At 45.9% G+C, this 25,431-nt stretch carries 25 protein-coding genes, 1 tRNA gene and 1 pseudogene; 13 read left to right on the top strand and 14 right to left on the bottom strand.

What is annotated here, in order from left to right:
- Positions 1-301 precede the first annotated feature (301 nt).
- The 4 genes from IDZ20_RS01830 (at position 302) to IDZ20_RS01815 (ending at position 1,577) form a co-directional block, all read left to right on the top strand.
- Positions 302-817 carry a hypothetical protein gene (locus IDZ20_RS01830; RefSeq protein WP_188149723.1) on the top strand — a complete coding sequence of 172 codons (516 nt, stop codon included), beginning with the start codon at positions 302-304 and terminating at the stop codon, positions 815-817.
- Position 818: 1 nt separating this feature from the next.
- Complete coding sequence (locus IDZ20_RS01825; RefSeq protein WP_188149722.1) at positions 819-1,082, top strand: hypothetical protein; 264 nt, start codon at positions 819-821, stop codon at positions 1,080-1,082.
- Positions 1,060-1,215, top strand: coding sequence for a hypothetical protein (locus tag IDZ20_RS01820; protein ID WP_188149721.1), 156 nt, complete (start codon positions 1,060-1,062; stop codon positions 1,213-1,215). The genes IDZ20_RS01825 and IDZ20_RS01820 overlap by 23 nt, the downstream gene beginning before the upstream one ends.
- A 74-nt stretch (positions 1,216-1,289) precedes the next feature.
- Positions 1,290-1,577, top strand: coding sequence for a hypothetical protein (locus tag IDZ20_RS01815; RefSeq protein WP_188149720.1), 288 nt, complete (start codon positions 1,290-1,292; stop codon positions 1,575-1,577).
- Between the two features lie 291 nt (positions 1,578-1,868).
- Here IDZ20_RS01815 and IDZ20_RS01810 read toward each other — a convergent pair whose 3' ends face one another.
- From IDZ20_RS01810 to IDZ20_RS01760, 11 genes are all read right to left on the bottom strand, one after another.
- Positions 1,869-2,111, bottom strand: a complete 243-nt coding sequence (locus IDZ20_RS01810) for a hypothetical protein (protein WP_188149719.1) — start codon at positions 2,109-2,111, stop codon at positions 1,869-1,871.
- A gap of 11 nt (positions 2,112-2,122) precedes the next feature.
- Complete coding sequence (locus IDZ20_RS01805; RefSeq protein WP_188149718.1) at positions 2,123-2,761, bottom strand: ParA family protein; 639 nt, start codon at positions 2,759-2,761, stop codon at positions 2,123-2,125.
- Positions 2,762-2,949: 188 nt separating this feature from the next.
- On the bottom strand, positions 2,950-3,285 hold the full coding sequence (locus tag IDZ20_RS01800; protein WP_188149717.1) for a hypothetical protein: 336 nt from the start codon (positions 3,283-3,285) through the stop codon (positions 2,950-2,952).
- Positions 3,286-3,301: 16 nt separating this feature from the next.
- The gene (locus tag IDZ20_RS01795) at positions 3,302-6,352 is read right to left on the bottom strand and encodes a type III restriction-modification system endonuclease (protein ID WP_245792053.1); all 3,051 of its coding nucleotides are present in this window, start codon (positions 6,350-6,352) and stop codon (positions 3,302-3,304) included.
- A 1-nt stretch (position 6,353) separates the two neighbouring features.
- Positions 6,354-8,045 carry a DUF262 domain-containing protein gene (locus IDZ20_RS01790; protein WP_188149716.1) on the bottom strand — a complete coding sequence of 564 codons (1,692 nt, stop codon included), beginning with the start codon at positions 8,043-8,045 and terminating at the stop codon, positions 6,354-6,356.
- A gap of 12 nt (positions 8,046-8,057) precedes the next feature.
- Positions 8,058-9,914, bottom strand: a complete 1,857-nt coding sequence (locus tag IDZ20_RS01785; RefSeq protein ID WP_188149715.1) for a site-specific DNA-methyltransferase — start codon at positions 9,912-9,914, stop codon at positions 8,058-8,060.
- 62 nt (positions 9,915-9,976) lie between these two features.
- On the bottom strand, positions 9,977-10,807 hold the full coding sequence (locus IDZ20_RS01780) for a DUF4391 domain-containing protein (protein ID WP_188149714.1): 831 nt from the start codon (positions 10,805-10,807) through the stop codon (positions 9,977-9,979).
- Complete coding sequence (locus tag IDZ20_RS01775) at positions 10,804-14,082, bottom strand: helicase-related protein (RefSeq protein ID WP_188149713.1); 3,279 nt, start codon at positions 14,080-14,082, stop codon at positions 10,804-10,806. Before IDZ20_RS01775 ends, IDZ20_RS01780 begins: the two co-directional genes overlap by 4 nt.
- A 12-nt stretch (positions 14,083-14,094) precedes the next feature.
- Positions 14,095-14,277 carry a methylation-associated defense system helix-turn-helix domain-containing protein MAD1 gene (mads1, locus tag IDZ20_RS01770; RefSeq protein ID WP_188149712.1) on the bottom strand — a complete coding sequence of 61 codons (183 nt, stop codon included), beginning with the start codon at positions 14,275-14,277 and terminating at the stop codon, positions 14,095-14,097.
- A 127-nt stretch (positions 14,278-14,404) separates the two neighbouring features.
- On the bottom strand, positions 14,405-14,749 hold the full coding sequence (locus IDZ20_RS01765; RefSeq protein ID WP_188149711.1) for a hypothetical protein: 345 nt from the start codon (positions 14,747-14,749) through the stop codon (positions 14,405-14,407).
- Positions 14,750-14,756: 7 nt separating this feature from the next.
- Positions 14,757-15,593, bottom strand: a complete 837-nt coding sequence (locus IDZ20_RS01760; RefSeq protein ID WP_188149870.1) for a hypothetical protein — start codon at positions 15,591-15,593, stop codon at positions 14,757-14,759.
- 164 nt (positions 15,594-15,757) lie between these two features.
- Between IDZ20_RS01760 and IDZ20_RS16470 the strand changes: the two are divergent.
- Positions 15,758-15,898: pseudogene (locus tag IDZ20_RS16470) on the top strand (helix-turn-helix domain-containing protein); the annotation flags it as partial.
- Between the two features lie 71 nt (positions 15,899-15,969).
- On the opposite strand, the gene IDZ20_RS16465 reads toward IDZ20_RS16470, so the two are convergent.
- From IDZ20_RS16465 to IDZ20_RS01745, 3 genes are all read right to left on the bottom strand, one after another.
- Positions 15,970-16,104 (bottom strand): zincin-like metallopeptidase domain-containing protein, encoded by a 135-nt coding sequence (locus IDZ20_RS16465; RefSeq protein WP_188149710.1) that lies wholly within the window; start codon positions 16,102-16,104, stop codon positions 15,970-15,972.
- 102 nt (positions 16,105-16,206) lie between these two features.
- On the bottom strand, positions 16,207-16,566 hold the full coding sequence (locus IDZ20_RS01750) for a hypothetical protein (protein WP_188149709.1): 360 nt from the start codon (positions 16,564-16,566) through the stop codon (positions 16,207-16,209).
- 324 nt (positions 16,567-16,890) lie between these two features.
- A tRNA-Leu gene (locus IDZ20_RS01745) sits at positions 16,891-16,977 on the bottom strand.
- Between the two features lie 219 nt (positions 16,978-17,196).
- Between IDZ20_RS01745 and rnr the strand changes: the two genes are divergently transcribed.
- The 8 genes from rnr (at position 17,197) to panC (ending at position 25,424) form a co-directional block, all read left to right on the top strand.
- Positions 17,197-19,929, top strand: coding sequence for a ribonuclease R (gene rnr, locus IDZ20_RS01740; RefSeq protein WP_188149708.1), 2,733 nt, complete (start codon positions 17,197-17,199; stop codon positions 19,927-19,929).
- On the top strand, positions 19,926-20,663 hold the full coding sequence (gene rlmB / locus IDZ20_RS01735; RefSeq protein WP_188149707.1) for a 23S rRNA (guanosine(2251)-2'-O)-methyltransferase RlmB: 738 nt from the start codon (positions 19,926-19,928) through the stop codon (positions 20,661-20,663). The genes rnr and rlmB overlap by 4 nt, the downstream gene beginning before the upstream one ends.
- Positions 20,664-20,911: 248 nt before the next feature.
- Positions 20,912-21,361 (top strand): 30S ribosomal protein S6, encoded by a 450-nt coding sequence (gene rpsF, locus IDZ20_RS01730; protein WP_188149706.1) that lies wholly within the window; start codon positions 20,912-20,914, stop codon positions 21,359-21,361.
- A gap of 2 nt (positions 21,362-21,363) precedes the next feature.
- Positions 21,364-21,591: a 30S ribosomal protein S18 gene (rpsR, locus tag IDZ20_RS01725; RefSeq protein WP_188149705.1), complete on the top strand. Its 228-nt coding sequence runs from the start codon at positions 21,364-21,366 to the stop codon at positions 21,589-21,591.
- A gap of 28 nt (positions 21,592-21,619) precedes the next feature.
- Positions 21,620-22,498: a hypothetical protein gene (locus IDZ20_RS01720; RefSeq protein ID WP_245792052.1), complete on the top strand. Its 879-nt coding sequence runs from the start codon at positions 21,620-21,622 to the stop codon at positions 22,496-22,498.
- Between the two features lie 29 nt (positions 22,499-22,527).
- Positions 22,528-22,977, top strand: coding sequence for a 50S ribosomal protein L9 (rplI, locus tag IDZ20_RS01715; protein ID WP_188149704.1), 450 nt, complete (start codon positions 22,528-22,530; stop codon positions 22,975-22,977).
- 159 nt (positions 22,978-23,136) lie between these two features.
- A complete protein-coding gene (gene dnaB / locus IDZ20_RS01710) occupies positions 23,137-24,540 on the top strand; it encodes a replicative DNA helicase (RefSeq protein WP_188149703.1) in 1,404 nt (467 codons plus the stop codon).
- 20 nt (positions 24,541-24,560) lie between these two features.
- Positions 24,561-25,424, top strand: a complete 864-nt coding sequence (panC, locus tag IDZ20_RS01705; RefSeq protein WP_188149702.1) for a pantoate--beta-alanine ligase — start codon at positions 24,561-24,563, stop codon at positions 25,422-25,424.
- Positions 25,425-25,431: the final 7 nt, after the last annotated feature.

Genomic DNA, 25,431 nt, shown 5'->3' with positions numbered 1-25,431 from the left:
AGAGATTTTTGCCGGCAAAAGTATGGGATAACTGAATATGGTGCCCAGGAGAGGACTTCACATTACCAACTAAATCAATGACTTAGGCGATTACATTCGCACTATTTTCGCACGACACCTAAAAGAATCAGTAACACGCACTGACAAAGCCATCTTGCGGGAGAAGCGGCACCAGACGCAAGCAATGGCGAGTTAAGCCAGTTCCCACTCAGGGAATTGAGCCCTCGATTGGCGCACCATATCGCAGAATGCAAGCGCCCTTCCCGCTATAATCGAGCCTTTTCATCAAAGGGGAATACGGATGACAGGCTTACACTTACGGATGCGTGAGGAACTGGAGCAACGCTATAACAAATTACGGCTTGATGCCTTAAAGAGCGCCAATCAGGTGTTTGATGATCCAAGCATCAAGCTCAAATTGGTGGATAACTCGACCTATGCGGCTTTCAAGCAATGGGATAAGCAACCAAACCGTATTAAAGATTGGGATTGGCCAAATACTCTGCAAGAATGGAAGATGAAGTTTCCGAAACGATTTGAAGCAGCGGCATGGAAAAACAACAAGCTCGCGGGGTTATCACTCGGTAGACCCACCTATGCAGGAACAGGCTTGCGTCTCGACTATATCGAAAAAGCCCCTGTGACGGACATTCGGTTAGTGGAAACCATGTTGGTGGCATTAACTGCCTACGGTACATTACTGGGAGCGAACCACTTAAAAATCATGCATCCTGTCAATGCAGCGGTAAGAGATTACTATGTGAGTTTTGGATTTAGTTATATAAGTGGGCAGGATTGCTGCATCAAGAGGTTATGACATGGCGGATATAAAACAGATCAAAGACAAGCAGAACGAAAAGCTGAAGGGTAAATCCGATGAGGAAAAAGCCCTCGCTGCTGCGCGTCGAGCTATGGAAGAAATGCGCCGTAAACGCCATCTTAAAGAGCCTGATCAATTAGCCTCTGGTAAGTCGGATAAAGACGGTAAAATGATCATCGAAGATCTAACTCCCGATGAAGAAATAGATATTGATGAGGATAATCGCAAGGAGTCCAACGATGACAGAGCCTCAAAAACCTAAAATACTGTCTCCGCAAGAGAAACAACATACGATATTGCCCAATGAAGCTGACCCCAAAGCATCATTAGCTAAAGCAATGGCAGCTGCCCTCAAGGCAAGCGGCATTGCAAAGAAAGCCAGAAAACCAAAATAACATTGTTGGTAAAATGGCAGGTCAGACTCTAGGCGGCTTGCCTCCTGATCTAAAGCTGGTGGGAGTAACAGGCCATGCCCAAATTGATCAAGCTGAATGATATACATCGCTCCCTACTCATTGAAAATCAAGAACCGCTGTTCATTGATGTGGCGTTTATGGATAGCGGGGCGCAAGTCACCATCCGAGGTGAAAAGCTGGGTGTTCGTGGAAGCTATGTTTGGCGGGGTGCGGAAGGACTGCGCTATCTCCATGAGTTAACCAGCGAAGATCAAAACACCGAATTAGAAAAACTCGCGCTTCATCTTATTCACGGGGAAGATTTACTACGAGGAAAAAGATCGACAACGCCCCAAACGTAACCTTACTAAATTTCCTACCGTTTAATGCCTTCACGACCCCACCAAACAAGCTCACTGAGCGAGATTAAATAGTTTTATTATGCAAGGTGCAGAATTTGTAAAAATCGCACCAGCGATAAGCTCTGACCAAGCGTGATGCTACTCCCTTTCCGCGCATTCTTTGTTTTGCCAAATCCAATACAGAGCAACATACTCAAAAAATACTGATTACCTCAAGCCACGCAACTAACCAAAAAATTAAACAAAGAAATAAACCATTTTGTGAGCTTTGCGAACTCCTTTTGCTAGGCTTTACGAAGTAAAGGGCAAGGAGCAAAGCGACGCAGGGTTAGGCGTGATCCGTACCGCAGTCGTGTCATTATCAAGCGCGTATTGTCGTACATTCTTTCTGAATTCGGCAGGCACACGAAAATTAAAGGCAACAAAGTCGCCCTCCATGCTTTTGTTCAGGTTGGTGCTAGCTTCGGTAGCTGGCGGCGGCAAGCCCTTTCCAGACGGCTTTTTCGGTGGCGGTGGTATTTTTACATGATTCATAGCCTAATCCTTTACGACAGTTTTTTCGAGTGATTGACAATTTCCTGCACTAACAAAGCCGCTTTTTTATTGAGTGAGCCAAACGTGGTTTCTGTAACCGACCTTCCGCTATCTTGCGCTCGACGATAAGCAACACGCTCTGACAACGAAGAATCAATCGCAAAGTAACCCGCCATTGAAATGTAGTTTCTAGCTTCTTCAATTTCTGGCAACGAGTCACCCACACGACAAAATACAATAACAATCTGTTTATGCTGAATGCCATTTTTTACTAATTCATGTGCAAGCCTGACGGTTGGCTCTAAGTCATCCGAGGATATTCCAGTAGGCAGAATGAGCAGGTCTGAGTGCTTGGCAATAGACAAGGTTTCTTTGCTAGCGGCAGGCGCACCATCAAATATAAGGAGGTGAAAGTCACCTTTGTTATAATCTGATACTGCGTCATTCACGCTTCTGTATTGCTCTACCTTAACGATGGGTTCAACTTGATGCTCATTTCTCAGCATATTCCAGCGTGTGGATGTGCCTTGCTTTGAGTCCATATCGGCAATTTTAACCATCCAGCTATTAATTGCGTATTCTCGTGCAATCAGTCGGGTTAACGTGCTTTTACCAACGCCACCTTTTTGGGAAACTATTCCAATTATCATATTACCTCTCGATGAAGAATGCGTTACTTCTTCATGGCGTTAAATAACGAATGCGTTACAAAATAAATGAAAATATTGATGCTTTCTGAAAATTCAGGCTGATTGCCAAGCAATGATGAAGAATTACTACACTAACCCACTGTGCGTTAATATGTTAAAACGATAATTGACGCAGATTTAATACTTCTTTAGATACTGATAGAGTGTTTCACGGCTAATACCCATTGCTTTACCTTTATATCACCAAGCATCCCACCAATGCCTGCCTCGTACTCCTTCAGCTTCTTCAAATCATCATTAATTTTTTTCTGTATTTTTTGTTTATATTTTTTCATGTCTGCAGATAAGTCAGGGTAGTAACACTGAAAAATCGTTCCATCCGCCGTATAAAACTCTATTCCAAAATCTCCGCTATCTTTATCAGGAACTGACCAAAAATTGGGTTGGCCATAATGATGGCGTAGCATTATTTCGCAAAATGCCTCCCACTCTTTTTCGGTCATATTGTCTGTATACGAACTCATGGATAAGGCCTCTTCATTAATCCACGTATCCCATCATTCCATCGACGTCGGTAGATTTGATGTACTTAGCTGGGTTTTCAGTTTCTTTTGCTATTTCTTCGAAATGTTTTTCTCCACATTTAATTTTTGCGCCTTCAAGGTGGCGAAGATCATCCCACCATGTACTGCCTTTAGTCTCGACAACGAAGTAGAGTTTTTCCTCGCCTTCGTCTTCAACTACTACTGCCCAGTCTGGGTTATAGGTTCCGAGTGGTGTAGGCACTTTGAACCAAGCAGGCAGCTTGGCGTAAACCTTCACTTTTTCGTTCTTTTCCAAGTCTTCGGCGAAGGTTTTTTCTACACCCGCTGAGTCATAGACTACGTGCGTGTAAACGGACTTATTGGTTTCCAGCGTGTTCTTCAAATAGCCCTTTAGCTCTTCCTGCTGGAACAGCTCTTGAGCGTAGTAATGCTCTTCGCCTATTTGGGTGTAGCGAATACCGTCTACTAACGCTAAGCGCTTAGTTCGGTTGATCGCTTCTGAACAATAGTCCATAAACTGCTGGGGGTTACGTGTGAAGTCTTGAAGCCTTCGGCTATCACGAAGTATCTGCACGATACTTTTGCGCGTTAACTGAGTTTTATCCTGCAAGTCAGTAATGATATCTGGCAGTTCAATATCGTTTTCATGGATTGAGGTGAATCCCGATGCGGAGGTTTCATCTGCTGTCACACCACCTTTACCAATTGCAATATCTGCTTTGCGAAATTGTGCGCGGGTTTTAGTGATTGGAGGGCATGATCGAATAGCTTCAGCGCAATCGTTGATAAGTTTTAGATTATCAAACTCGACGCGATACGTTGTTTTGTATTTAATGCGTTCCCAGAGCGCCTTGAACTCATCGGATTCCAGCACGGCTTCCCGAGTCCGAATAATCTTACGATCATCAGCGTTTTTGATATCCAACTTGCCAGCAAGTTTTCGCAACACACCTTGAATATCAGACGCTACTATCCCTGCCTGTGCTTCACCATGCGTTTCAATAAGCTCTTGTTTAATCTCTTCTGGTAGTTCAAAAGTGCCATCTTTTAATGCTGCTCGGAGTGTATCTTGAACCTTGCCTTTAGCATCAACGAAGTTCTCGTCTTTTAAGAACTGCCATACTTTTTTAGATTGCTCAAAACCAAGTGCGTGCGGCTCGCCAGACTCGGATACGACTCTGATATCCGCAAATTGGTGTTCTTCAACAATGCCGAACCGTATACCTGTATCTTGCTCGATCTCTTTTTGTAGATTTTCAGCAAACTTTTCGTAGTTTTCCGTAGCGATTACGGTCAGTGTATTAATTTCATTGCCACGTAAGCGCATGCCGCTTTGATCTACGCATAAACGTAACCCACGCCCAAGCGTCTGGCGGCGCTCTCGCTCGCTGCCCATATCACGTAAGGTACATATCTGGAACACATTGGGATTATCCCAGCCTTCTTTCAGGGCTGAGTGAGAAAAGATGAATTTCAGTTTAGTGTCAAAGCTAAGCAGCTTCTCTTTTTCTTTCATAATCAAGCTGTATGCACGTTCTGCGTTATCTCGGCCTGCTTGATTGTTTTCTGCTGTTTCTACTGATTTCCCTTTTTTGTCGATAGAGAAATAACCGTTGTGAACTTCAGAGGCATCAGTATCCAAATCAATTTCTTTAAAAAGGCTTTGATAATCCGCCGACTTCGCCAGTTTGCGATATTCTTCCTCAAACATCTTGGCATATTTACCAAGAACAATATTGCCGTTTTCATCATATTGGCGGTAGTGCTCAACACTATCAATAAAGAAGAGGCTCAATACTTTGATGGGCTGCTTGTTGGCGGCAAAGGTTAGCTCTTTATCAAAATGCTCTTTGATCGTTCGGCGTATCATCAGGCGCTTAATTTCATCTGGGTCTACACCGCCAATGGCTTCGCCGACATTGAGCGTTTGATCAAAACCATCACCTTTGACCTCGATAGACTCATTGCCCCCTTTCTTATTCTTAGAGGCGCAAGTAATCGTGCCGATTTGCATGTTTTCGTAGATCGCACGATTAGTGATTTGCTCAAGATCATCACCATCTTCAACAGTTAAGAATTCACGTTTAATATTTTTGCCACGCTGAACATCAATTTCGACCTTGGCGGTGATGGAACCTTTTTTGTTACTGGTGGACTCCAAACGGATGTAGGGCTTGTTATTACCGCTATCGATTTGTAATGAAGCCACTTCGATTTGCTTCACTAAACCACGTTCATAGGCATCCACCGCGTCTAGGCGGAAAGCCATATGGTGTTTATCGATATGGGTAGCGGAATATCGCAAGGTACAAAGCGGATTCATTGCCGTTAGCGCTTCCTTCCCTTTACCCGTTAGGCCGCCATCAACACTTTGTGGCTCATCCACGATAATTATCGGATTAGTGGCGCGAACTAGGTCAATGGGCTTTTCACCACCAGTATTCTCGTTTTCTTTATAGAGGTTGTTTACATCCTTTTTATTAATGGCACCGACCGTAGTCACCATGATTTGGATGTTGGAGCTGGTGGCAAAGTTACGCACCTGACCGAGCTTTGACGAATTATAGAGAAAATATTCATAGCCCTTGGCCTTTGGGTACAAGCCTTCAAAATGCTCTTGGGTAATTTGCAGGGTTTTGTATGTACCTTCTTTAATGGCAACGGATGGCACAACAATCACAAACTTGGTGAAGCCATAATTTTTATTCAGCTCAAATATGGTGCGAAGGTAAACGTAAGTTTTACCCGTGCCCGTTTCCATCTCTACAGTAAAGTCACCGCTGGCGAGCTTTTCTGAGGGGCGCAAGCCATTGGTTAACTGAGTTCTGCGAAGGTTTTCTTCAATCTCTTCGTCCACCAGTAAGAGCCTGTTACCAATACCAAGCTGACTTTCTTCCATGCCTAATGAAAAATTAGGGCTGGAATCCGCCTGAAAGGTAACAGTAAATTCGGAGCGAGAAATTTCTTGCCCTTTAAACAGGTTAACGACTGAATCAATCGCGGCTTTCTGGTAATCGAGATCATCTTCAAAATGCAGTTTCATCATATCAAGCTCTTAGCCTCCAATTGTCTTCGAGAACATCCAGCAATTCTTGTTGCCTTTTGGCAAGATAGTCTGGAGTCCATGCAGGGCTATTCAATACTTGCGTAGTTAGAACATATGATGACACGCCTTTTTTTCCAGAAAAGTAAGCCTCTTTCTTTCTAGCGAAATCATAGTTTTGCGCTTGGGAGTTTCGTCGTCTATTCAAAGGAACAAGATTCGCAATCTTATGCACCCATTGCTTTCTTTCAATCGGGTCTGCCCATAATGAAGCCCATTCACTGGCTGGGTCTACGGTTTGGGGTAAGACATGCTCAATAGTAAGCACTGTTGGGTCGTAAGATGCCGCACCATCTGACATGAAGGCGTCCAATCTCAGTATTAAATAATTACGACGACGAGGAGTTAGCTCATAAATATTGCAGGCCAAAGCATCCCGCATCTTTTCTTTTTCTGTATCGGAAAGCTCAATCTCTGGCACTGGAGAGGTAAGCGAGTGCGGTGACTCTAAGACAGAAACAACTTTATTGTAACGTTCAATGCGCTCATTAATGTTTAACGCGCAAATATGCATATACGCGGCTAAACGCTCTAAGCGCTCAAAGAACCAAGCCACATATTCTGGGTCATTTTTCTTATCCGATAAAAACCTAATCGCTGTAGGAATCCAGTCTGAATTATCAATTCGATTCAACCAGCGAAGGTATTTGTTCACGTCTTCCGCGTGGGAGACTGCTTCATACGAGCTTTGTCGTACTATCGCTAGAGCGTTCGCATAGGGTTCCAATATCTCAGAAATCAACTTATCGGGTTCTGGGATTTTTTTGAGTACATGCTCCCGAAATTCATCTAACAAAGACCGCTTGGCTTTTTCCTTGGCATATATCATTCGAACATAGGTAAAAAGGTCATTAAATCCTCCTCTCCCTAGCTCTACCTCCATATCTTCCCAACGTTCATTGTAATCTTCACGCTCTTGGTCGGATTGCAATTTACCAATAATGTCGGCTTTTATAATATCTGTTGGCTGAAGGTCTAACCCTCGGCTATTCATTACCGAAAATACTCTAAAGGCTGATTGCTGGCTTGGCGTAGAAACTGCCACCAAAAAGCATCTTTGCAGTAAAAATGCGACAAAGCCTTTTATGCGCTCAGGATCATCATCTAACGATTTAGCTACACGATTTTTGAACAGCAGCGCATTCTTTTTAATATTCAAGCGAGATTCGTTATCAACGCCTTTGTCGTCGAGCGCAAACAGTTCATCAAACTTGAGTTCTTGCACGTACTTGAGGAAAAATGCTTTATCTCGCTCACGTAAAGTAAGCCTCGGCTTTGGCTCTAATCCTTCAAACTCGTTACCCGGCTCTAAAATATACTTGCAAAGCGTGTCGCGCTGCTTTCCTTGCATATTGAATGCAAGCATAGACAACAATATTGTCAGAGTTGTAAGTCTTTGCTGACCATCGATAACCTCAGAGTAAGGGAGGCCTTCTTGCTTAATCAGCACAATACTTCCCAGAAAATATCCTTCATCTGGCTCTGACGAGTGAAAATCAAAAAGATCATCGAATAGTTCTGAAGCCTGATCTACCGTCCAAGCATAAGGACGCTGATAGGAAGGAATGACATATTCAAAGTCCGAACTGAATATTTTTGCCAAGGGGTATTCTGCACCACTAATTTTTCTGCTCATGGCTATACTCCCTTATAAGCTGCGAACATGGGTGATGCCATTCTGCACTAGAATCGCGGCCATGTTGGTTTTTGAAACGTCATCACGGAAGGCGCTATCGCGGAAGAAAACATGAGTATCAGAGCTTGGAGCCAGTTCACCATGCCAAGTGATAATCGCTTGAGCAATATCTTCGACTTGATCTTTTGTAATCGATTCATCTAAGCAGGCGAAGAGAACGCCATAGCCGATGCTGTAGATATTTTTACCAGACACTTCTCGGCTCTCGATAGGAACGGCTAGATCAACTCCTCGCTTTAGTAGCAACTCATAGAGAACATCTTGTTCTGTTCTATTTTCAACCAAATGCTCCTCATGAGATAGTAGGCTTTCTTCAAGATCAGTACGATCAGGGTTCCATAAGTTAATATTCGAATACGACAGCTTAAAAACCTTAAAGCCTAGATCACACCCATCATCGCTGACCACAGCTCCAGCAACCTTCCTTAGTCGATCCTTACCAATATCTGCAATAGTTGTGTAGCCAGATTTATATGCTTCAGATCCTTTATCACAGGCCTCAGGTAGCTGAACAACAATAAATCGATTTCCAGATTTAAGCGCAGCTTCTGCTGTAGCACAGGAGCCAGCAAAAAAATCTAAGACAACACCATCATCCGCTCCTATTTTAATCGCAAGATCAATAAGCTCTACTGGCTTTGGCGTTTCAAAAACCGCTTTCCCTGAAAACAACGCTTTTAGTTTAGTTTTTGCAGATTCATTTGTAGATGCCTCAGCAGCAAACCATATGCTTTCAGGCGTCAATCCACGCTCTTTGGCATTTAGGTATGTTTTTACTCTCGGCACACCATTCCCATCTTTACCAAACCAAATTCGACCATCCTGTATCGCTTCTTCCATTACATCCTTTGTGTATAACCAACATCTTCCACTTTGTAATTCGTGTTGTTTTCCGTTAGGTGCTGTAAGAACATAAAATTGGCTCGGAGTTGCATGACCAGCTTGGGCGGTGGCAGGATCAGATTTCCATTCACCACGAGGGTCATTATCAGGATTTTTGTATCTGTTAAGTGCCTCTTCGCTCATTGGAAGTTGTTTGATTGCATCTTCTTTTTTATTCAAGTTCTTACAATAACAAAGAATGTAATCATGCCGAGAAGAAACAATCTTTCTATTCTCACGATTTGTACGCTTCTCCCAAATAAAACCAGCTATAAAGTTTTCTTCCCCAAAAATCTCATCAGAAATTGCTCTAAGATTCGCGACCTCATTATCATCAATACATATAAAAATGACGCCATCTTGCGTCATAAGGTTCTTTGCTAGCTTCAATCTTGGATACATCATGGAAAGCCAATTTGTATGCTTTCTACCGATAACCTCTGTCTGCGACGAAAACTTGAGCCCATCATCATCGACTTGCCCACTATACCGAAGGTATGTTTTCAAATTGTCGGAGAATTTGTCGGGATAAATAAACTCCTCACCGGTATTGTAAGGAGGATCAATGAATATCATCTTTACCTTATTAGCAAAGCTCTTTTGAAGCAGCTTTAAAACCTCAAGGTTATCGCCTTCTATAAATAAGTTTTTGGTTGTATCCCAATCCACACTTTCTTCAGGGCATGGCAGTAATGTGCCAGTGGAAGGCGTTAGCGCAATCTGGCGCGCTTTCTTTTTTCCGTGCCAGTTAAGGCCATATTTTTCTTCGCCTTCATCCAAAACGGATGCATCACCAAGTAACTGACGAAGCGTATCAAAATTAACACCGCCTTCTGAAAATGCATCGGGAAACAGCTCTTTCATTTTTGAAATATTGTCAGACACGATATCGGCGCTTTGGCCGTCTTCTAGCTCTATGTTTTTCATTTTGCTCTCATTCATAATTCTGGCCATTTCCAATATTCAATTCTCTAACTTAATATAAGTTTCTAAAGATTGCCTTGGATATTGGCAATCTCATCGTTAATCTTTTTGATCTGAGTATTCAGTTCAACCTGCTTACCCATTTGTTTTTCTTTTTTCAGCTTGTTCGAGATTTCTGAACGCTGTGCTCCCAGTCGTTCAAGCTCGCGTAATTTATCTAGTCGTGCGGTGCTTGAGCTTTTCTGACTTGAAGTAGCAGCCTTCTCAATAGAAAAAATACCACTGTGTTCAGCACACTTAACGGCGACCACTCGCTCAATCAATGCTTGATATAGTGCGAAGAAATTTGTAAACGGTAACTTGCTTATTTTAAGGCTTTCAAAAAACTCGTATTCCGCTGAACTTACTGAAGATAAGTTGATCCAGCGCGTGTGTATGCTGTCTTCAATCACCCACTTTTCTTTGTCTGCCTGATTGATACGTTTATCGGCTAGCACTAGCGCTAGCTTTTGCGCGCCATCTGCTTCACAGGTAAACAGCATTGCCAGCGGGTATGGAATAGCACGATTGATAAAGTGTGCTATTCGCTTGAGCCTTTCTGATTGTGCAAGCTCGATATGCAGTATCGCGATTTCTGGATATTCGCGTTCTTGGTCTTTATAAGGTGCAATGTTGATTGTGTTGGGCTTTAGGGTGTAGAGCCAACGTATTTTATCAATATCGTCTTTTAGTGCCTTTTTATCTGCGGCATCGAGTATCGCTTTTTTGCCATCGTTGGCATCTAAAAACATTTTCTTGAAGATGGGCTTATTTATCTCGCATGCTTTCGGAACCGCTAACAGATCAAGAAAATCGTCAAAGCTAATGGATTTGGGAGAAAAGGTTTCAGTTGTCATGCTTGCTCTGCCTCCGTATCCAACAGGATGAGATAGGAAACAACAGCAAAATCTTCTATGCCTTGGCTGCTGGTGGCGGTGAGCACAGTACCACCTTTGGTGAACAAGCTTTCAACGCCTTTTTCTTCGCTTTTGCCTGCGATGCTATCAACCGCTACAGCGAGCAGGTGTTGGTAATGTTCAAGATTGCGACCATTCTTTGTCTTGGTGTTTATTAATTCAACGCAATCTTCATCCACTTCACTATGAATGAACGCTTGTCGCTTGAGTAGATCGAGCACTTTTTTGCTTTGGGTGAAGTTCAATTCAACTGCGGCATCATCTGTTACATAGACGAGAAAATAAGGTGCCAACGGGTAATTATCATCAACCTGCACGGCCTCTTTACCTTGCCGAATATTTTTTAGGCAGAAAATAACGCCTTGTTTGATACCGTCTTGTTTTAAATCTTCATCGAGCCGCACAACTGAATACAGACCGCGTGGTGCTTGCTCTAGTATGGACATGTTCTTTCGCCTTTCTCCATTAGGCTGAAGGCTCCCTTTGTTCATGTAATCGGACAAGTCCATGCGGAAGTCGTTTAGTGTGAGGTCGGTAATCGATACGCCACCCGCCATGTCTTCCAAATCAACCACTGCATCTTTAAGCTGCTGTAATTGCTTACGGCGATATTCGAGATCGTTCATTTCGGTGGCATTTTCGTCTATGACGTTTTCTTCACCTGTTGCAGAGATATCGAGCAACACCATGCGCCCAGAAACTCTGGCCTCTAGGTTGATATATTCATCCAGCTCCATATTTGGCCAGAAGTTGATTAATTGAATCTGAGTATTCTTTGAACCAAGTCGATCTACTCGCCCAAAACGCTGGATAATACGCACAGGGTTCCAGTGGATATCGTAGTTTATAAGCGTATCGCAATCCTGAAGGTTTTGACCTTCACTGATACAGTCTGTGGCAATTAATAAATCAATTTCATCTACTGCGTCTGGCGCAATTTTATCCCGCTCTTTGGATATAGGGGAAAAGGCGGTAAGCAGATTGTTCAAATCAGAGCCTACGCCCGACAATGTGGTTTTGTTGGTGCCGCCACCCGTTATTAGCGCGCTGTGAATGCCTAACTCTTTTTGTGCCCACTCAACAAGATGGGCATAAAGGTACTGAGCGGTATCGGCAAACGCGGTAAAGATAATGACTTTTTTGTTGTTAGGATTTAGTGGTGAGGCGATCTTTGCTTTAATTGCTTGCTTAAGCTTTTCAAGCTTGGCATCTCTGGCTGCCGTTACTCGTTTGGCATCGTTAACAATGCTTTCCAGTAATACACGATCTGCTTCAAGCTCCTGACGGAAGCGGATCAAGTCCATATCCTGAATCAATACTTTGGTTTTGTTACCGAGCATGTAAGGCTCAAGCTCTGGCGCATTGAGTTCTACGTCTTCAATTTCTTCGATGTTTAGTTCGAACAGTTCATCACTTTCATGGGCATCTATTTTGGCCAATAAGTTTTCGACCTGATTTGCCAATTTTGTAGCGGTTAGCGTAAATGAGTGAATTGAGCTTTCCATGCGCTTGAGCAGGTTAACGCGCATGAGGTGGATCAAACTCTCCTCGCGGTCAACTTGTTTGAATACACCTTTACCGTCGCCAACCGCTTTGTCGTATCGACGTGCGTATTCGCCTTTAAGGTCATTACGCACGAATTTTAATGGCGAGTAACCTGCCAGTGACAAGCGCCTGATTGTCTTATTAACTTCTTTGAGTGGTGGAAATTCATCGGAGAGATCGATATCTGCATAAACATTCTTTGGCGGCAACCGTTTAGGAAATTTGCCGATATCAGCTGTGCCGTAGTATTTTTCTATGTGCTTACGGGAGCGGGCTATGGTGACAATGTCTAGCAATTTGAAGTAGTCGAAACTCATGCTATCGAGCAGTGTTGCCGTAGTTCTGCTATCCGCTGGTTCTTTTGTCCATTGGTTAAATTGTTTTTGGGCAAGCCTTAAAGTGCTTTCGATATTCTTTATACCAATATCGATAAAGGCGTCATCTTTACCCTCGGTAATAAATGCGACCTGATTTTTCAGGTCATTCATACGGTTATTAACGGGCGTGGCAGAGAGCATGAGCACTTTGGTTTTGACGCCTGAACGGATTATATCGTCTAGCAGGCGTTCGTATCGGGTCTTTCCTTCAGCCTTATTTGGGTTGTTACGGAAATTGTGTGATTCATCGATCACAATGAGGTCGTAGTTGCCCCAATTAAGAGTTTCAAGATTTATCTCGCCTGAAAAACCTTTGGCACGGCTTAAATCTGTGTGATTGAGAACGTCGTAATTAAAGCGATCTGTTGCAAGCAAGTTGCGTTTGTCGTTTATTGTGTAGACTGTCCAGTTATCACGTAGCTTTTTAGGGCAGAGAACTAATACGCGATCATTACGCAACTCGTAATATTTGATAACGGCTAAAGCTTCAAAGGTTTTACCCAAGCCGACACTATCAGCAATAATGCATCCGTTGTGCTTTTCCAGCTTATCAATTGCCCCCAAAACGCCGTCTTTTTGGAACTTGTAGAGCTTGTTCCAAACAATGGTGTCTTTGAAGCCAGTTTTACTTTTGATGATATTTTCTTCATCAATATCTTCGAGGAAGTCTTTGAATATATTGTAGAGAGTGAGGAAATAGATGAAATTAGCAGGTTGGTCGGACGCGATGAAATCGAGCTTCTCGATTAGCTCTGTTTTTATATCTTTAGCACTTGTTTCATCAGCCCATATGCCATCAAACCATGCGATTAATTGCTTTGTTGTCTCGGTATCGGAGATACCCGTATTCATTTGAAGGCTATCAGAACGAACGTCGCCAAGCCCTGTAGGCGAGAAAGTGGCACTGCCATGAATGGCAAAACTATTATCTGTTGACTCTAAGTGTATTAGGTTTTGTGTGGCCTGCGGCTTCGAGCTGGCTTTCACATTTACTTTGCCTTTTAGCCCCTCTTGTTTAAACCAACGGGCACATTCAGCGGCAACGCGTTTTTGATCCAGTTGGTTTATAAGCCTGACTTCTTGTTCATTCCCAACAATGGCCTGAAGGCTTTGCTGGCCTTGCCAATCAGTAAGGAATAAGCGTGTATTTTGAAGCTTGGACAATTCCTTTTTGAGTGAAGCGAACCCATATAAGGTAAAGAGGCTGGAAAGCACGGATAGCTTACTTCCCTCGAATGAGCGGTTTTTTAGCACATTGCCCACATACCCGTTATTTTTGTTATCTAATAGCACGCTATAGCATTCCTAGTTTTGCTTGTCGTTTTTTCGATCTTCAATCCAGCTTTCTATATCGGCCTGTTTAAAGCGCCAGCTACCTCCCACTTTAAAGCCTGGCAATTTGCCTTCGGCTGCCAGCTTATAGGCGGTTTTTTCTGCAAGTTTCAGGTATATCGCAACGTCTTTGATGGTCAATATTTGATCGGTCATATCTCTCGTCACTCTGTATCCGAAGGAGAGAATAAAGGGAAATACGGGAATCAACAACGGAAAACAGTGGTTTAGCGCTGGCTTAAGTGAGGTTTACTAATGAACGGAATGCGCGGGCTGGATTGTATTAACTGGCGGTGTCGCTAAATACCTTCTTGCTGTCATCAGCGGTAGCGTGGTTTGTTGCGATTTCTCGGGCATGAATGAATGCCCATCGCGCCATCATTTCCATATAGTGGAGCTGGTCGTCTTCGCTCAGGGTGAAGTAATGTGCGTGGTTGGTGGCTAGTTCTGACAGAGTTTTTAGGACGGCTGGGTTTTCAGACAGGACGCGGATATAGAGGCGGATGCCGACTACATAGAATTCAACAAACAGCGCTATTTCTTCATAGGTGCAGCAATGCTCCTTGAAGAAATAGCGCGGTACAGGGGTTTCCCGTCCAGCAGCGCAGCAGGCGCACGGACAGGACACTTGCCGCTTACTCTTGCCAATCAGCAAGGTCATAGTTGCAGTCTGGAAGAAAGACGATTTTATCCCTGACAAGATCATCGCCTAGATAAGCGGCAAGTCCTTCGGTAGATAGTTCATCTGAACCCGTCACACGGGTGATAAATGCGCCTACCTCACTGCTCTGGATGAAGTTTGAGCAGATAATGCCTCTGTCTACGTCAACCAACGCCTCAAAGGTCGCGTTGAAGGGGTTAGATACATATAGCCTTACATCGCCCTCATTATCGGTAGTAGCTTTCAGGTTAAAACTCCAGTCGCCAGCACTATCAGTGATAATCGTACCTGCAAGCTGGGCAAGGCTCACAAACTCCATATAGGTCGGCTGCCAGTCCTCGGATATATCGGCTGCCTGTATCACATCACTACCGCACTGGCGGAAGGTGATAGCATCAGACGTAATATCGCCTTTAACACTCGTTGTGAACTCCACATATCCTGCATATTGAAGACACACAACGCCGTCATCTTCAAGATACAGGGCAGGAAAGATCGAGGCATCAATGCCGTAGTCGCTTGCCCCTGCAATGTCTTCGCCTTCTTCATTCTCAAAGTAGAAGTAGATTTTCTCATCGCCGTTGGTGTCGAGCTGTCGGGTGGCGGTAATGGCATGACCACTCACGATGGCTAGGGCTACATCCCCCTCAAAGTCAGGCATGAAGCCTGTAAATGCTGTGGGGGTATAGGTAGGCGTTGGATCAGGTGTAGGGTCTGGTGTTGGTGTGGGGTTAGTAGAACCACCTCCACCGCTTCCACAGCCTCCGAGTAAGGCACTTAGTGCCACAGTTGCAGCAATTAATACGCGCATAGCAGTTTCTCCAATGGTCTAGTCATAGTTATGAAATGCGGCTCAGAAAGTCCGCGCAAACAGTAGCGTGCTATAGCACGTACAGCTTTTTGCATTTTACGCGCTTTAGCACGTAACTATTCTCTTTTTGTTTAGGCACCGAACATTTAGGGGGAAATGACGCTATGACAGACGTGAAAACGGTATTTGGGGAAACGCTCAGAAAATATCGAACAAAAAGCAACCGTTCGCAGCAGGATGTTGCCACACGCTGCGATATGTCCTTCCGTTACTATCAAGAATTAGAGGCTGGAACGAAGCAGCCAACCATAACGACCCCGTGCAACTGGCTAAAAATGCGTCACAATCATTTGATTGTGACGCTACTGTTAAGGGGTTATTCGCTGGCAAGTCCATGTAGAAAATCCACGGCTTTTTGTGCGTGTGATGCAGCTTTAAAAATAAATTTCTTATTGTTCCTTAGTGCTTGCAGCCAAGATTTAATATAGGTGGCGCGGTCGGAACCGCACATGAGGGCTGATAGGTCTGTTTTCTATATTGGCGCGGGTGCATACTTCAGAATTAAATATCCTTTGCTTGAGGGTAGGTTTTGAATACTTCTTGACAGTATTTTTTAAAAAAAGTACTTAAATTTAGGCTGCGCTGAATAACGTTTTCTAAAAATTCTATAGACCAAATCCCATTCAAGAGTTTGGGTGTTTTTTTTCGGTATGCGTGGTAATGGGTCTACCAGAAAAACATAAATATTCCAGAATTCACTTTTCTGAGCTGTACCGATTACTTGATTAAAATCTATAGGAACATTTAAACGAAATACAAAAGCAGGATTAACACATAAGGAGGAGTCGTTTAAATGTGGGAGGGCATTCTCAAAAGCCTCAGATCGTTCCTTGTAGTGCTGCTTCACTATGCTTTTTAGGTCTTTAAAGTCAATTAGTAATGAATCTCTTTTTGCACCATACTGCGAGGTCATCCCCGCCCTATAATTATGCTCTTGAGGGCTTCAGGTGAAAGGCTTTGTTCGGTTTCTGCCGCCCATGCCATTGCCTGAATTTTGTTATCGAAGGTTTTGGATTTGTACTGTCCGTACTTGCGTACTTAAGCCACAAAACGTTTGCTTTTGAGTTTTCGGATCGTTGCCATATAAGCATTCTCCATTCGCAATTTATTCGTAAAATCATGCGAAAAAGGGCTGGATATGGCTTGAAATGTAACGCCAACGACCCTAGCAAAGCAATGCTAAGTCATTGATTAATAAAGTATAGTTGGATTTAGCCGAAAACGGTATAAAGTAGAATGGTGCCCAGGAGAAGACTTGAACTTCCACGCCCGTGAGGGCACTAGCACCTGAAGCTAGCGTGTCTACCAATTTCACCACCTGGGCATTACGGCGGATTTGCACATGATTGGTTGTGCTCTGTGGGCCTTGAGGGCACACGTGATAGGGCGCGCACTATAAGATTCTTGGCATTTCTTGTCAATTGGGGAAGCGCTAATTGCGCACCAGGTTATCCTTCCTTCCCCCGAATTTGCTATATTAGCAGCAACTTGCTCCTTTAACGGGGCTCTCTTGCCTGTCACAGGCGTCTCTCAGGAAATTCCCTTGAGCAAAAAAAAACCTTTTAAGAAAGATCCTTACGCCAAACGTGAGGCTTCCAAGTACGACAACCCGATTCCTAGTCGAGAATTTATTCTCGATGTGCTGGAGAAGGCACCAGGGCCTATGGGTAATAGAGCCCTCTGCGAGGCGCTCAATTTGGCGGACGAAGACCATATAGAAGCATTGCGGCGACGCTTGATTGCAATGGAACGCGACGGTCAGATTATGTCTAACCGCAAGGGCGCATATGGGCGAGTCGATAAAATGCAGTTGGTGCGCGGTCGAGTGCAAGGACATCGCGAAGGCTTTGGCTTTGTTATCCCCGCTGATGGCAGCGGCGATATTTACCTCACTAACCGCCAGATGCGAAAAGTGTTTGATGGCGATGAGGTGTTGGTACGCCCTGGGCCGGCCGATCATCGCGGGCGGATGGAAGGCTCTATTGTCGAGGTGTTATCGCACAACACCGAACAGTTGGTGGGGCGCTTTGTCGCCGAGCGTGGCATCTACTTTGTTCGACCAGACAACCCTCGCGTCGGCCAAGATATTATGGTCGCCGCCGAAGATATTAAAGGTGCTACTGCAGGGCAAATTGTGGTGGTGGATATTACCGTTCAGCCGGGGCGGCAACGCCATCCTGTGGGGGTTATTTCCGAGGTCTTGGGAAATCATTTGGCGCCGGGTATGGAGATTGATGTCGCTATTCGCTCCCACGGTGTTCCTCACATTTGGCCAAATGAAGTACTGCAAGATGTGGCGCCGCTCAAGGCCGAGGTTGAAGACGACGATAAGGCATTTCGCGTAGATTTGCGTAAAGTGCCATTTGTAACCATTGATGGTGAAGATGCCCGCGACTTTGATGATGCCGTGTACTGTGAGCCCAAGCGGGGTGGCGGCTGGCGCTTATCGGTGGCGATCGCCGATGTAAGCCACTACGTGCAGCCTGGCTCAGCGCTGGATCTAGAGGCTCAGCAGCGCGGTAATTCCGTTTATTTCCCCGATTTTGTTGTGCCAATGTTGCCTGAGGCCTTATCGAATGGCCTTTGTTCACTCAACCCAAAAGTTGATCGTCTGTGCATGGTCTGTGAAATGACAGTCAGTGCTTCAGGGCGGATTACCGGCTATGAATTCTACGAAGCGGTTATGTACTCCCACGCGCGCTTTACCTACACGCAAGTCGGCCAGATTATTGAAGAGCAGGGCGATAAAAATAGCGGTATTCGCAAGCAGCACACAGCGCTTTTGCCGCAAATAGATGAGCTTCATAAACTTTACAAAGCCTTGCGAGCGGCGCGAGAAGTTCGCGGCGCAATTGATTTCGAGACACGCGAAACACGCATATTGTTCGACGCGGATCGCAAAATCGAACGCATAGTGCCAACCCAACGCAATGACGCTCACAAGGTTATTGAAGAATGTATGCTGGCAGCGAATGTGTGTGCGGCCAAGTTTATTGAGTTTCACGAGTTGCCCGGCCTGTATCGAATTCATGAGCCACCAAAAGATGAAAAGCTTGGTCGTCTATATGAGTTTTTGGGCGAACTTGGTCTTGGCATGAAGGGGAGTGGTGACGTAACACCGAAAGATTATCAGCAGGTTATGTCGAGTATTAAGGGGCGGCCAGACGAAAATATTATTCAGACGGTGATGCTGCGAAGTATGAATCAAGCCGTTTATTCGCCGCAGAATTTAGGGCACTTTGGCCTGGCCTATCAGGCCTATGCGCATTTTACCTCGCCCATTCGCCGCTATCCTGATTTGCTCGTGCACCGCGCTTTGCGCCGCGTTATTCGTTCTCGTATCAAAACCGACAAAGTTCGTCGTGTACCGAAAGCGAAGGTCATCAAGGTTGAAGATATTTACCCCTACACCGACGCCGACATGGCGGCTTTTGGTGAAATGTGTTCCGTTACCGAGCGCCGCGCTGACGATGCTACGCGCGACGTGGTGAGTTGGTTAAAGTGTGAGTACCTTAAGGATCGTGTCGGCGAAGAATTTGATGGTGTAGTTAGCTCTGTTACCGGTTTTGGTTTGTTCGTTGAATTAAAAGATGTGTATGTCGAAGGGTTAATTCACATCACTGGGTTGCCGCAAGATTATTACACCTTCCATGCTGCGCAGCACCGTTTGGTGGGCGAGCGTCGAAAGCTAGTATTTGGTTTGAGCGACGAGTTGCGTGTGCAGGTTGTGCGTGTCGATTTGGACGAGCGTAAAATCGATTTCGAATTAACGGAAGTGAAATCGAGCCGTAAAAATAAAAAGCTAAATATGGCTGAGGACCGCAAGGCGGCGGGTGTTGAGCAAGGCCGAGGTCGTAAGTCTGCTAATAACAAGCCTGCCGGCAAAGGGCCGCGCTCGCCGCGCAAACGCAAAGTGGCAGCGACGGATGGTGGCGATAAGATGGCTGCGACCAGTAAACGAGACCAAGCTAAGGCGGGGGCGAAAGGCCTTACGGCTAAGGCTACGGCAAAAGCGAAGCCAGCTGGAAAGGCTAAACCTACCGCTAAAGCAAAGGCCGCGGCCAAATCCAAGCCGGTATCTAAAGCAAAGACAGCATCGAGCAAGGCAAAACCCGCAGCCAAAGCGAAGCCAGCTAGCAAGGCGAAAGTCGGCTCAAAGGCGCAGCCTAAAGTCGCGACAAAAGCCAAGTCAGCAAAAGCAACTACATCTAAAACAACGAAAACTGCGGGCGCTGCAGTTAAGAGCGGGCGCAAAAAAACGAGTGGTAAAGAATGAAGCAAGAATTAGTTTTTGGTATTCATGCGGTACAGTCGCTATTGAATGCCGCGCCGGATCGCGTGCAAGAGTTGGTGGTATCGCAAGGGCGTCAGGATCAGCGTTTAAAAAATGTTCTCAGTCTTGCGGACACCTGTGGGAAGCCGGTTCGCTATCTCGATCGGCGAGATTTAGACGAATTGTGCGACGGCAATCACCAGGGGGTGATCGCCTATGCCAGCCAGGCTAAAGCCTATAATGAGCAGGCGCTTTACGACATGCTTGATGATGGCAGCAATCCGCTGATCTTGATTTTGGATGGCGTTACCGATCCGCACAATCTTGGCGCCTGTTTACGTAGCGCCGATGCGGCCGGTGTTGATGCGGTAGTTATCCCCAAAGATAACTCGGTAGGTTTAACCGATGTTGTGCGCAAGGTGGCTTGTGGTGCTGCGGAAACCGTGCCGCTTATAGCGGTTACCAACCTTGCTCGTAGCATGAAAAAAATGCAGGAAAAAGGCTTGTGGATAGCCGGAGCCGCCGGTGAGGCGGAGCAAAGTATTTACGAGGCCGATTTAAGTGGGCCGCGTGCAATTGTGATGGGTGCCGAGGGTTCTGGTATGCGCCGCCTTACCCGAGAAACCTGTGATGATTTGGTGAAAATACCTATGGCGGGAAGCGTTTCGAGTCTGAACGTTTCGGTTGCTACTGGTGTGATCTTGTATGAAGTTGTACGTCAGCGATTAGCTAAATAGTCTAAGGCTTTGTGGTTTGCTGGGTTGCCGCTATGGCGCGCTCCAGCAAAGTAAATTGCCGTCCCGTTAGGTCTGCCGAAGGGATTTACATAATAAGTGTGGGTATGGTTGCAAATTGACCACCAACTCCCTAGAATACGCGGCCCTAAACCCACTGGGTGGCGCTTCTGCCTACCTTAGTGATACTCCTTGCTTCATTCCACCACTTTGTTTGGTGTTGAGAAGCTACTAACCCGTAAGGAGCAAAAATGCGTCATTACGAAATTGTGTTCCTGGTCCACCCTGACCAGAGCGAACAGGTGCCCGGTATGATCGAGCGCTACTCCGCGGCCGTTAACGATAGCGGCGGCAGTGTACATCGTCTCGAAGACTGGGGCCGTCGTCAGTTGGCTTACCCAATCAACAAAATTCATAAAGCACACTACGTGTTGTTGAATGTTGAATGTACTGAAGAAGCTCTTGCCGAACTCACCACAAACTTCCGCTACAACGATGCTGTGTTACGTAACATGGTTGTTCGTTGCGACGAAGCTGTGACTGAAGAGTCTCCAATTCTGAAGGTAGAGAAAGAAAGCCGTGAGCGCAAAAACCGCGCTGAACGTCGTGCTGCCGAGGCTGCTGCCCGAGTTGAAGAAGAGTCCACTGATGCAGATGCCGATGAAGCGCCTGCTGATGAAACCGCAGACGAGGAGGAATAAGAATGGCTCGTTTTTTCCGTCGCCGTAAGTATTGTCGTTTTACCGCCGAAGGCGTAAAGCAAATTGATTATAAAGATCTTGATACCTTAAAAGCCTACGTTTCTGAGACAGGTAAAATTGTACCTAGTCGTATTACCGGAACCAAAGCTAAGTATCAGCGTCAGTTGTCTACCGCAGTTAAGCGTGCCCGTTTCTTGGCATTGCTGCCGTATTCAGACGCACACGAGTAATCTAACCGAATAGCAAGGTCATTGCCTTATGATGCGAATGCTGGCCGAATTTGTCATGCGTGGCCGGTTACAAGCAGTGTCGATGGCCTTGGTGGGAACCGTATTCCCGTTTTTGGCGTTTTTAACGCAAGGTGCGCTGGGCTTAGTTACCCTGCGTAAGGGGTGGCAAGAAGGCTTTTTTGTCACTCTATGGGCTTGTTTACCCGCTTTGGCAACCCTCTGGTTTGGCAAGGTTGGAGCAGTGATGGCGCTCGGCGGCATAGCCGTTTTGTTAGTAGCCTATCTGGCGGCGTTGGTGCTTCGGCTCACCGTCTCTTGGCCCGCTACCCTTGCTGTCACGGTAGCCGCTAGCACGCTAAGTGCGTTGCTTGTTGCTACCTTGACCGACAATGTGACTGCGGAACTGACGGTGTTTTTCCGTCGGTTTCTAGAAACAAACGCCGAGTTAACAACGGCTGCGGAAGCCGAATTGTTCAGTGACTGGACAATAACGCGCGCTTCTGGAGTTATCGCCTACTGGATTTCACTAAGTGTGCTAGTTGGTGTATTTGTTGCTCGCTGGTGGCAAAGCTTACTGTACAACCCCGGCGGTTTTCAGGCGGAGTTTCACGGTTTGCGCTTAACCTTGCCTTTGGCGCTTGCTAGCGCGCTAGGCTTGGTTTACTGCAGTACTCAAGGTTTGGACTACATTTTTTGGGCAAGCGTGTTTGGGTTGCCCTTATTGATAGCCGGTATTGGTTTAGCGCACTGTGTTAAGGCGAAATATAAACTGGGTACTTGGTCGTTGGTGGTTCTTTATTTTGGTTTGCTGTTTGTGCCGCCGTTTGCTTTGGCATTGTCGGTTATCGGTCTCACCGATGTCTGGCTAGATTACAGAAAACGATTTAATTTGATGCAACGCTCATAAGCGCTGCTGAAACTCTAGAGGAAACCGAGATGGAAGTTATTCTGCTCGAAAAAGTTGGTAAATTGGGTACCGTTGGCGATAAAGTCGACGTTAAAGCCGGATTTGGCCGTAACTATTTGGTACCGCAGGGGAAAGCAATTCCTGCTACTGAATCCAATATCGCTGAATTTGAAGCACGTCGCGCTGAGCTTGAAGCCGCTGCATCAGATCGTCGAACTGCCGCAGAAGGTCGCTCCAAGTTGTTGGAAGAAAAAGGCACCTTCACTATCGTTGCTAAAGCTGGTGACGAAGGTAAGTTGTTCGGTTCTGTTGGTACTCGCGATATCGCAGATGCGATCACAGCTGCAGGTATCGAAGTGTCTAAGTCTGAAGTTAAGTTGCCGCAGGGTACTTTACGTGACTTGGGTACTTTCGAAATCAATCTTCAGTTGCACGTAGATGTTACGCAGACAGTTACCTTGGTAATTGAAGCCGAGTAAATTTTTGTATGTTCTTAGCCTGCTAATGCTTACTAAGAACACATTTACAAAAATGGTTACAATAGGGCGCAACTCATTTTTTGAGCTGCGCCCTTGTTGTCTCAGCGGTTGTCGTCTGTTAGCTAGGTGCGCAGGCTGTAACCCTTACTGGTTTGCCGAATGAACGAATTAGATCATCAGACTCTTCCAGAATATCCGCAACTGGCGCAATCGTCAGAGGCTGGCACGCCGTTGCCGCATTCTATTGAAGCGGAGCAGTCGGTGCTTGGCGGGCTGATGCAGGATGCAACCCATTTTGATGCGGTTGCAGAAGCGGTTAACGATCAAGACTTTTACAAGTCTGCGCACAGCAAGATCTATCAGGCCATGGTCAAACTCATCGACCGTGAGCAGCCTATCGATGTTATTACCCTTGGTGAATTCCTAAGCCTGCAAGACGAGCTGAGTTCTTGCGGCGGATTGGACTATCTCACCGACCTTGCCACCAATGTTCCGAGTAGCGCCAACGTAGTTGCCTATGCGCGTATTGTGCGTGAGCGCTCTACTTTGCGGCAGCTTATTTCGGCGGCGACAGAAATTACGCGTGCCAGCTACAACCCCGCCGGTATGGGGTCTGCGGACCTACTACAGTTTGCTGAAAAGAAATTAATTGATATCTCCGAAGATCGACCTAAAGAGGGCGGTTTTCTCGATGTAAATGTGCTGTTGAAAAAAACGGCAGGAAAAATTGACGAGTTAATAAATTCCGATAGCGATATTACCGGCCTCTCTACAGGTTTAAGCGAGCTGGATGAAAAAACCTCAGGCTGGCAAAACGGCGAGCTTATTATCTTGGCCGCTCGACCCTCAATGGGGAAAACGGCACTGGCGCTAAACTTTGTCGAGGCAGCAGCTTTTTCTCAGCCCAAACCCGTGTTGGTATTCAGCCTGGAAATGCCGGCGGACTCATTGATTATGCGAATGTTGTCCTCTGTGGGGCGCATCGACCAAGGGGCGTTGCGCAACGGGCAATTAAGCGACGAAGATTTACCAAAGCTCGAAGCCGCTTTTCGCAAGATGAAAGACAAAAAACTGTTTATCGATGATACCGCAGGATTGTCTCCCAGCGAGGTTCGCGCACGTATTCGTCGCGTTGCACGTGAGCACGGCAATCCTGGCATGATCATGATCGATTACCTGCAGCTCATGCAGATCTCGGGTAGTACCGAAGGGCGTACCCAAGAGATTTCAGAAATCTCTCGCTCTCTTAAGGCGTTAGCGAAGGAGTATGAATGCCCGGTAATCGCCTTGTCACAGCTTAATCGCGGCGTGGAACAGCGCCCTAATAAGCGTCCGATGAACTCAGATTTGCGTGAATCAGGCGCAATCGAGCAGGACGCCGATGTTATTTTGTTTATCTATCGAGACGAGTACTACAACGAAGAAAGTAACGACAAGGGTATGGCCGAGCTGATAATTGGCAAACAGCGTAACGGCGAAATTGGCACCTGCCGAGCAGCGTTCTTGGGTAAATACACCCGTTTTGACAACCTCGCTCCCGAATACTTTTCTCGCGATAACTAAACCTCCTGAAACGGCCTCCTATGCAAATATTTCATCACGTTAGCAGCGTTCGTGCCGCCATTCGCCAAGCGCGATCTGAAGGAAAGGGCGTTGGCTTTGTGCCAACCATGGGCAATTTGCATGCGGCGCATCTGGCGCTAGTTGAAATAGCAAAGCAGCATTGCGATATTGTCATAGCTAGTATTTTCGTCAACCGTCTGCAGTTTGGCTTAAATGAAGACTGGGATCGTTACCCGCGAACGCTTCAGCAAGACAGCGCTAAACTGGAAGCGATTAGCTGCGACTTCTTATTCTGCCCAGACGAAGCTGAAATCTACCCGAATGGCATGGATGCACAGACTCGTGTAATCGTGCCAAGTATGGCGAGCGTGCTCTGCGGTGCTAGCCGACCCGGTCACTTTGAGGGTGTAACTACGGTGGTTACCAAGCTTTTTAACATTGTGCAGCCAGATGTGGCGGTGTTTGGTGTTAAGGACTACCAGCAATTGGCTATAATACGGCGAATGGTTGAAGACCTTTGTATTCCCGTGGAGATTATCGCTGGCGATATTGTTCGCGAGGCTGATGGTTTGGCAATGAGTTCGCGCAATGGTTTTATCACCGCTGAAGAGCGGCCGCGCGCCAATCAGCTGCAGGCAACCTTATGCTGGATTGAGGGTCAAATCCTTGCCGGTGAGCGCGATTTTGTCCAGCTTGAACTAGAAGCCAAGCGCCAGATAGAAAATGCCGGTTTTCGACCGGATTACGTTAGTGTCTGTAATAGCAAAACATTAGAGCCGGCTGCGCACGATGATTTGAGTATTACCCTGTTGGGCGCCATGTATACCAAGGCGGCTAGATTAATCGACAATGTCTCCCTTCAGCTGGGAGCGCCATCAAATTGAGGTTGTA

This window comes from Teredinibacter waterburyi (assembly GCF_001922985.1).
GTDB classification, from domain to species: domain Bacteria; phylum Pseudomonadota; class Gammaproteobacteria; order Pseudomonadales; family Cellvibrionaceae; genus Teredinibacter; species Teredinibacter waterburyi.
Note: the sequence above shows the minus strand (reverse complement) of the source record. Positions and strands in the feature narration are given on the sequence as shown.